The sequence below is a fragment of the Salinicola sp. genome (genome assembly GCF_982684285.1).
The window spans coordinates 1-7882 of the sequence record NZ_CEXLVS010000087.1; the positions used below are offsets into that span (position 1 = coordinate 1).

The 7882-nt window shown below is 66.0% G+C and carries 9 protein-coding genes; 5 read left to right on the forward strand and 4 right to left on the reverse strand.

All coding sequences use genetic code 11. The features are described from left to right. From AC3AYF_RS09485 to AC3AYF_RS09505, 5 genes are all read left to right on the forward strand, one after another. The coding region (locus tag AC3AYF_RS09485) for a TRAP transporter large permease subunit (protein WP_295038509.1) at positions 1 to 584 on the forward strand (584 nt) is incomplete at its 5' end. A 9-nt stretch (positions 585 to 593) separates the two neighbouring features. After that, positions 594 to 1502: an NAD(P)-dependent oxidoreductase gene (locus tag AC3AYF_RS09490; protein ID WP_295038511.1), complete on the forward strand. Its 909-nt coding sequence runs from the start codon at positions 594 to 596 to the stop codon at positions 1500 to 1502. Next, on the forward strand, positions 1499 to 2332 hold the full coding sequence (locus AC3AYF_RS09495; RefSeq protein WP_295038513.1) for a sugar phosphate isomerase/epimerase family protein: 834 nt from the start codon (positions 1499 to 1501) through the stop codon (positions 2330 to 2332). The genes AC3AYF_RS09490 and AC3AYF_RS09495 overlap by 4 nt, the downstream gene beginning before the upstream one ends. 17 nt (positions 2333 to 2349) lie before the next feature. Continuing rightward, positions 2350 to 3102, forward strand: coding sequence for an SDR family NAD(P)-dependent oxidoreductase (locus tag AC3AYF_RS09500; RefSeq protein ID WP_295038515.1), 753 nt, complete (start codon positions 2350 to 2352; stop codon positions 3100 to 3102). A 53-nt stretch (positions 3103 to 3155) separates the two neighbouring features. Next, positions 3156 to 3851, forward strand: coding sequence for a FadR/GntR family transcriptional regulator (locus AC3AYF_RS09505; RefSeq protein WP_487779670.1), 696 nt, complete (start codon positions 3156 to 3158; stop codon positions 3849 to 3851). A gap of 42 nt (positions 3852 to 3893) precedes the next feature. On the opposite strand, the gene glmS is transcribed toward AC3AYF_RS09505, so the two are convergent. The 4 genes from glmS to AC3AYF_RS09525 all read right to left on the reverse strand — a co-directional run. Then, entirely contained in the window at positions 3894 to 5765 is a 1872-nt protein-coding gene (glmS, locus tag AC3AYF_RS09510) for a glutamine--fructose-6-phosphate transaminase (isomerizing) (protein ID WP_295038518.1), read from the reverse strand. A 32-nt stretch (positions 5766 to 5797) separates the two neighbouring features. Further along, the gene (locus AC3AYF_RS09515) at positions 5798 to 6574 is read right to left on the reverse strand and encodes a DeoR/GlpR family DNA-binding transcription regulator (RefSeq protein WP_295038520.1); all 777 of its coding nucleotides are present in this window, start codon (positions 6572 to 6574) and stop codon (positions 5798 to 5800) included. 115 nt (positions 6575 to 6689) lie between these two features. Continuing rightward, the gene (locus tag AC3AYF_RS09520; protein WP_295038522.1) at positions 6690 to 7394 is read right to left on the reverse strand and encodes a response regulator; all 705 of its coding nucleotides are present in this window, start codon (positions 7392 to 7394) and stop codon (positions 6690 to 6692) included. 24 nt (positions 7395 to 7418) lie between these two features. Beyond that, the coding region (locus tag AC3AYF_RS09525; RefSeq protein WP_487779671.1) for a sensor histidine kinase at positions 7419 to 7882 on the reverse strand (464 nt) is incomplete at its 5' end.

The following is a 7882-nucleotide window of genomic DNA, read 5'->3' on the forward strand; positions in this document are numbered from 1 at the left end:
TTCTGGTGCTGCTGCGCACCGGTATCGCCACGCCCACGGAGGTCAGCATCATCGCCGTGGCCTACGCGCTGGTGGTCAGCGCACTGATCTACCGTGACCTGACGATCGCCCGCGTGGTGGCCGCACTCTCGGGCACGGTGGTGACGACAGGCATGGTCATGCTGATCATCGCCGCCGCCAATATCATCGCCTATATCCTCACCAGCGGTGGTGTTCCCCAGGCGGTCGCCCAGTGGGCGGTGGGCACCCTCGGCAACCCGATCCTGGTCATTCTGGCGATCAACCTGCTGCTGCTGTTCATCGGCATGTTCCTCGATCTGCCGGCGGCGATCCTGCTGCTGGGGCCGACCCTGGTCTCCATCGCCAACGCCATCGGCCTGGACCTGGTCCAGCTCGGCATCATCATGTGCGTGAACCTGAGCATCGGACTGTTCACGCCCCCCATCGGCACCACCCTGTTCGTCGCCTCGGCCATCGCGCGGGAGCGCATCGGCGCCGTCGTGCGCGAACTCATCCCGTTCTATCTCGTCGCGATCGCCGTGCTGCTGCTCGTCTCGTACGTGCCCGCACTGATCCTTTACTGAGGAACCAAGATGAAGAGAGTCGCTGTTGCAGGATTGGGCGCCATGGGCTGGCCCATGGCCGAAAACCTCGTCCAGGCCGGGCTCGACGTACTCGGTCTGGATGCACTGAGCGAGCGCGCCGACGCCTTTCACCGCCAGGCGTCCGGCCGAGACGACGGCATCGAAAGCGTCGAGGCGCTGGTGATCATGGTGGTCAACGCCGAGCAGATTCGCTCGCTGCTGTTCTCGGATGCCCTCGTCGCCGGCGGGCTGGTATCACGTCTGCCCGCGGACGCCTGCATCGTGCAGATGTCCACCGTCGCGCCGGCCGATGCCGCAGCGCTGGCCGCCGAGGTCGCGGCAGCGCGGCCGGATCTTCACTACGTGGACGCCCCGGTGTCGGGCGGGGTCGTGGGGGCAAAAGCCGGCACGCTCAGCATCATGGCCGCCGGCGATGCGCCATCGCTCGCGCGCTGTCGTGCGCTGTTCGACATCCTCGGCCAGGCGATCTTCGAGGTCGGCGATCGCCCCGGGCAGGGCGCGGCCATGAAGGCGGTCAATCAGCTGCTGTGCGGGGTGCATATCGCGGCGGCGGCGGAAGCGCTGGCGCTGGCCGAGAAGAGCGGCATCGATCGGCAGGTCGCGCTACAGCTGGTCCAGGGCTCGGCGGCCTCGAGCTGGATGCTGCGCGACCGTGGCCCGCGAATGGTCGCGCCGCCGGGAGACGTCACCAGCGCCATCGACATCTTCTGCAAGGACCTGGGCATCGTCTGCGACGCCGCCGGTTCGTCGCGGGCCTATACGCCTCTCGCCCACAGCGCGCATCAGCTCTTCGTGGCCACGGCCGAGGGTGGCGAAGGCCGCCTGGACGACAGCCAGTTGATCCGCACCTATCGCCGGCTCAACGGCTGCGACCCCGACGGAGGCGGCCAGGCATGAACCCACTCTCGTTTTCCGTCAGCACGGCGGCCTACGACGGCTACGACTTCGACCACATTCTGGCTTCCCTGGCCCGTTGCGGCGTGCGACTCGTCGAATTCGCCTTCATCGACGGTTACGTGGAGGCGTTCACCGATGCCGATCTGACCCTGGCGCTGGCCGACGATCTATGTCGCGAGATGCGCGGTCTCGAGCAGCACTGCCGCTACTTCTCCGGCCATATCGATCTCGGCCTCGACAACGCCCCGGAGCGACTCGAAGCGCGCTGCCGATTCGCCGCGGCACTCGGCGCCAAGTTCGTCATCACCAATGCCGCGACCCTCGGCAACCGGGCGCGATTTCTCGCCCACGCCGAACGGATCGGCCATATCGCGCGCCACCATGGCGTTCGCATCCTGCTCGAGAACCCCGGTAACGGCGAACCCAACATGCTCGATCACGCCGGCGACATCCCGGCGCTGATGGCCACCCTCGATGACGATACCTTCGGCATCAACTACGACTGCGGCAACCTGCTCTCGCACCGGCCGGACCGCCATCCCGAGTCGGACATCGAGCAGGCCCTGCCGCTGGCGGATCACTTCCATATCAAGCCCTGCCGTCGCACGGCTGCCGGGTACGACTTCACCGAACTCGGCGACAGCGATATCGACGAGGCTCGCGTGCTTCGCGCCCTCGTGGCCGCCGAGCGGCCGTTCTCGCTGGAACTTCCCTTCCGGCTCCATCGGGACCGCCAGGCGCAACCCTGGCGGGACAACAATCCACTGCCTCTCGATCTGATCGAGGAAAAACTCGGCCGTTCCCTCGAATGGCTCGACAACCTTCAATGATGCCTGGAGATACCCTCATGCTTCTCGACAACAAGGTCTGCCTCATCACTGGCGCCGCCGGTGCCCGTGGCATCGGTTTGAAGACCGCTCGCCTGTTCTACGAACACGGGGCGAACATCGTCATCTCCGATATCGACGAATCGGCCTGCGATGCGGTACGCCAGGCGTTCGACCCCGCCCGCTGCCTGGTGGTGGTGGCCAATGTCACCCGTCGCGACGAATGCCGCGATGTGGTCGAGCGTGCGCTCGAGCAGTTCGGCAAGATCGATGTACTCATCAACAACGCCGGTATCACCCAGCCGGTGAAGTTCGAGGAGATCGACCCCGAGGGCTACGACCGCATCCTCGACGTCAACCTGCGCGGTATGCTGTACATGTCCCAGGCCGTGGTGCCGCACATGAAAGCGGCGGGCGGCGGCTCGATCGCCAACACCTCCTCGGTTTCCGCCCAACGCGGCGGCGGCATTTTCGGCGGGCCCCACTACAGTGCCGCCAAGGCAGGCATGCTGGGTATGGGCAAGGCGATGGCCCGTGAGCTGGGGCCCTTTGGCATCCGTGTCAATTCGGTGACGCCCGGGCTGATCGATACCGACATCACCGCCGGCAAGTTGACCGAGGAGATGAAGGTCCCGATCCTCGAGGGGATTCCGCTCAAACGGCTCGGCCTGCCCGACGATGTCGCCAATGCATTCCTGTTCCTGGCCAGCGAGCTGTCGAGCTACATCACCGGCGCCACGATCGACGTGAACGGCGGTATGCACATTCACTGACATGCTAAGCTGCCGCCGACCTCTTTCGACCGACGGCAGCGACTGGAACGCCCATGAGCGAGATTGACTCCGGCCTCCTGGCCAAATTGCACGACTTCGTTTCGGTATCGGAACTATCCCGCGATGGGCGTCTGAAACTGCCACCGGAAAGAACGCTGTGCGAGCGATTCTCGATGCATCGCTCATCGGTCAGGAACCTGCTGTCGGTGCTCCAGAGCCTGGGATTCATCGAACGCCGGCAGGGTTCGGGCACGTTCCTCAAAATGCCCGAACCCGTCTTCATCCAGCTCTACTTCGAACTGGCCCTGAAGTTGAACTACATCTCCGTCGATCACATGGAAACGGCGCGGGAGATGTTCGAGCGCGAGATCATCCAGGCCGCGGCGACGCATCACACCCCCCAGGAGCTGGAGAACCTGGAGCGGCGCTGCGAGCGCATCGTCACCACCACCGATATCAACGACGGCATCCAGGCCGACTACGAGTTCCACGAACGGCTGGCGATCATGGCCGGCAACCCCGCCATTCTGATCATCTTCCAGGGACTCTCGTCGGTGCTCAAGAAAGTGCTCCACCATCGCCGCGTGCTCGCGCGCCAATCCCCCCAGTCGCTGAAGAAGACCAACGAAACCCATATCGCCATCGTCGCGGCGATCAAGGCGAGGGACCCCGACCTGGCCCGCCAGGCCATGTTCGACCACTTCGAGACCTGGAACCAGCAGACGATGCGATCCTATGCGGGTAGCTGAGATGGAGATGCATCGCCTATTCCGGCACGCCACCGTGACGCGCTACTCCACGGTCACACTTTTGGCCAGGTTGCGCGGCTGGTCGACGTCGGTGCCCTTGAGCACGGCGACGTGGTAGGAGAGCAGCTGCAGCGGCAGGGTGTAGACGATGGGCGCGAGCAATTCATCCACAGCCGGTACGTGGAGCACGCGCAGGTTGTCGGCGGCGGTCAGCGCCACGCCTTCGTCGGCGAACACGAACAGCTCGCCGCCCCGGGCGCGCACCTCCTGCAGGTTGGATTTCAGCTTCTCCAGCAGCTCGTCGTTGGGGGCGACGGCGACCACCGGCATGTCGGCGTCGACCAGCGCCAGCGGGCCGTGCTTGAGCTCGCCCGCCGGGTACGCCTCGGCGTGGATGTAGGAGATCTCCTTCAACTTGAGCGCGCCTTCCAGGGCGATCGGGAACTGGGTGCCGCGCCCCAGGAACAGCGCATGGTGCTTCTCGGCGAAGGCTTCCGACAGTTCGGCGATCGGTCCGTCCATGGCCAGCGCGCCGTCGAGCACCGTCGGCAGGCCGCGTAGCGCCTGCACCAGCGTCGTTTCCCGCTCATCGCCGCGACTCTTGCGTAGCGAGAGCGTCAGCAGCATCAGGGCGACGAGCTGGGTGGTGAATGCCTTGGTGGAGGCGACGCCGATCTCCGGGCCGGCCTGGGTCATCAGCGCCAGATCGGATTCCCGCGTCAGCGAGCTGCCGGGCACGTTGCAGATCGCCAGCGTCCCCAGATAACCCGATGTTTTGTCACGGCTCTTGGCATAGCGCAGCGCCGCCAGGGTATCGGCGGTCTCGCCGGACTGGGAGAGCGTGACGAACAGGGTGTTTTCCGGCACGACGACTTCGCGGTAGCGATACTCGGAGGCGACTTCGACCGTGGTTGGCAGGCCGGCGAGCTTCTCGAGCCAGTAGCGTGCCACCATGCCAGCGTGGTAGCTGGTGCCGCAGGCGACGATATGCACCTGCTTGACCCGCTCGAACAGCGCCCTGGCGCCGACACCGAAGCTGCTCTCGAGCACGTGGGAACCGCTCAACCGGCCTTCCAGCGTGGCGGCGATCACCGTCGGCTGCTCGTGAATCTCCTTGAGCATGAAATGACGATACTCGCCGCGGCTGGCGGCGCCGTCACCGTGCTCGAAGGTGTGCACCGGGCGTTCGACCGGCTGGCCGTCGGCGGCGAAAATCTCGATGCCGTGGGCATCGGACAGGCGGACCACGTCGCCCTCCTGCAGATAGATGAAGCGGTCGGTGACCTGCAGAAGCGCCAGCGCATCGGAGGCCAGGAAGTTTTCGTCGATGCCGACGCCGACCACCAGCGGGCTGCCCTTGCGGGCGCCGACGATCTCGCGCGGGGCGTCTGAGTGCATCACCGCCAGCGCGTAGGCGCCGTCGATACGGTCGAGGGTGGTCTGCACCGCCGCCAGCAGGTCGCCGGTCTCGCCACCGTCCGGATTGGCGCCGTGCTGATGGCGAAAGGCGCGGTCGATCAGGTGGGCGACGACCTCGGTGTCGGTCTCCGATTCGAACGTCACGCCCTCGGCTTCCAGCTCGCGCTTGAGCGGCTCGTAGTTCTCGATGATGCCGTTGTGGACGATCGCCAGGCGCTCCCGCGCCAGGTGCGGGTGAGCGTTCACTTCGGAAGGCTTGCCGTGGGTCGCCCAGCGGGTGTGGGCAATACCGATGGCGCCGCTCAGGGCACGCTCGGCGAGCTTCTCCTCGAGGGCGGCGACCTTGCCCTTGGCGCGCTGGCGAGCCAGCTCGCCAGCGGCGTTCAACACCGCCATGCCGGCGCTGTCGTAGCCGCGATATTCGAGTCGCTTCAGCCCCTCCAGCAAAATGCCCTGCACGTTACGCGCGGCCAGCGCGGCGACGATTCCACACATAGTCGATACCTTTACAGAGTTCGTTGTCCGTCTTACTGGCCCGTGGGCGATTCGGCGACCACCAGCGCCACGTCGTGGCGTTCGATGGCAGCCGCCGTGGCATCGTCGAGTCGCCAGTCGGTGACCAGCGTGTCGATGCGCGCCCAGGGCAGTTCCAGATTGGGGATGCGGCGGCCGATCTTGTCGGCCTCCACCATCACCACCACCTCGCGGGCGACCTCGGCCATTACTCGGGTGAGGCCGAACAGCTCGTTGTAGGTGGTGGTGCCGCGTTCGAGGTCGATACCGTCGGCACCGACGAAAAGTTGATCGAAGTCGTAGGCCCGCAGCACCTGCTCGGCGACCTGGCCCTGGAAGGATTCCGAGTGCGGATCCCAGGTGCCGCCGGTCATCAGCAGTGCCGGTTCCGATTCCAGCTCGCGCAGCGCCCCGGCCACGGCCAGCGAATTGGTCATCACCACCAGCCCGCGCAGGCCGCCCAGCTCGCCGATCAGCGCCGCGGTGGTGGTGCCGCTGTCGACGATGATCCGGTTGTGCTCGCGGATCCGCGCCCGAGCCGCCCGGGCGATGGCCTGCTTGTAGGGCGAGAGTACCTGCGCCGGTTCGGCGAGCATCTCCTGGGGCAGTGGCGCCGCGCCGCCGTAGCGCCGCAGCAGCAGGCCGCTGCGCTCGAGCGTATTGAGATCCTTGCGGATGGTGACTTCGGAGATCGCGAAGCGGCTCGCCAGTGTCTCGACCGGGGTCTCTCCGTGTTCGTTGACGTAGGCCAGGATGGCGTGGCGGCGCTGGGCGGTATCGCGTTTGGGCATGGCAATAAATTTCGAAATCCGGTTTTAAAGTTTCGATTCGAAAGATAATAGATGCGAATCAAAACTGATTTCTCTCTTGCCGTCAAGGGAGAGCGAGTGCCGGCGAGCACTTCAGTCAGCGGGAGAGCAGGCGATAGCCGATACCGGCCTCGGTCTGGATCAGATGCGGATCGTCGGGATCGTCGCCGAGCTTCTGCCGGAGGCGGCTGACGACGATGCGCAGGTAGTGCGTATCGTGAACGTGGACCGGTCCCCAGATGTCCGCCAGCAGTTGATGCTGGGTGATGACCCGGTCGGGCTGGCGCGCCAGGTAGGCCAGCACGCTGAATTCCCGTGGGGTGAGATGAACGGTCTCGCCGTGGCGGGTGACCCGACGGCTGGCCAGATCGATGGCCACGTCGCCGAGCTCGATGCCTTCACCGGGGGTGCCGGGCGCCGTGGTGCGCAGCGCGGCCCGCACCCGGGCCAGCAGCTCCTGGATGCCGAACGGCTTGGTGATGTAGTCGTTGGCGCCGGCATCCAGCGCGGCGACCTTCTCCGCCTCGCTGGCCCGCACCGACACCACCAGCACAGGCACCTCGCTCTGGGCGCGCAGCGCATCGAGCACTTCCATGCCGTCGAGATCGGGCAACCCCAGGTCGAGCAGTACCAGATCCGGGCGCTGACGGTTGAACGCCGCGATGCCGGCGTTACCGTCTTCGGTCTCGATCACCTCGAACCCCTGGGAGGTCAGGCTGATGCGCATGAAGCGCCGGATCTGGCGCTCATCCTCGATCAACAGGATGCGCGGCCCGCGCTGGACGCTGGTGGACTCGCTCATTGCCGTTCCTTGGGGTTCTTCCGGCTAGTGGTTATCTTCAGGCTGATGATGGCTCTCTTTCGGCTGAGGGCTCTTTTCCGGCTGAAGGCGCTTTTCAGGCTGAGGGCTCTCTCCCGACGACGTCTCGCTAGCCGCCGGCTCCCAGATCGGCAGGGCAATGCGGATGTCGGTGCCCTCGCCCCAATCCGCCGGACCGGCGCTGATCTCGCCGCCGTGGGCACCGATCATGCCGCGGCAGATGGCGAGGCCCAGGCCACTGCCCTGGGGGCCGCGGTCGCCCTCGCCGCCGCTGAAGAACATGTCGAAGATACGCTCGCGCAGCGCCTCCGGGATGCCCGGGCCCTGATCGCTGACGTGGATCACGATCCGGTCGCCCTCCCTGTCGCCGGTGATGCGCAGCCGCCCGCCCGGCGGGGAAAACCGCGCGGCGTTCTCGATCACGTTGATCAGCGCCTGTTCGACCAGCGCCGGATGCACGTAGAGCAGCG

Excerpts from the sequence above, each read along its gene's own strand:
- AC3AYF_RS09490 (WP_295038511.1), top strand. The coding sequence starts at position 594 with ATGAAGAGAGTCGCTGTTGCAGGATTGGGCGCCATGGGCTGGCCCATG.
- AC3AYF_RS09495 (WP_295038513.1), top strand. The coding sequence starts at position 1,499 with ATGAACCCACTCTCGTTTTCCGTCAGCACGGCGGCCTACGACGGCTAC.
- AC3AYF_RS09500 (WP_295038515.1), top strand. The coding sequence starts at position 2,350 with ATGCTTCTCGACAACAAGGTCTGCCTCATCACTGGCGCCGCCGGTGCC.
- AC3AYF_RS09505 (WP_487779670.1), top strand. The coding sequence starts at position 3,156 with ATGAGCGAGATTGACTCCGGCCTCCTGGCCAAATTGCACGACTTCGTT.
- glmS (WP_295038518.1), bottom strand. The coding sequence starts at position 5,765 with ATGTGTGGAATCGTCGCCGCGCTGGCCGCGCGTAACGTGCAGGGCATT.
- AC3AYF_RS09515 (WP_295038520.1), bottom strand. The coding sequence starts at position 6,574 with ATGCCCAAACGCGATACCGCCCAGCGCCGCCACGCCATCCTGGCCTAC.
- AC3AYF_RS09520 (WP_295038522.1), bottom strand. The coding sequence starts at position 7,394 with ATGAGCGAGTCCACCAGCGTCCAGCGCGGGCCGCGCATCCTGTTGATC.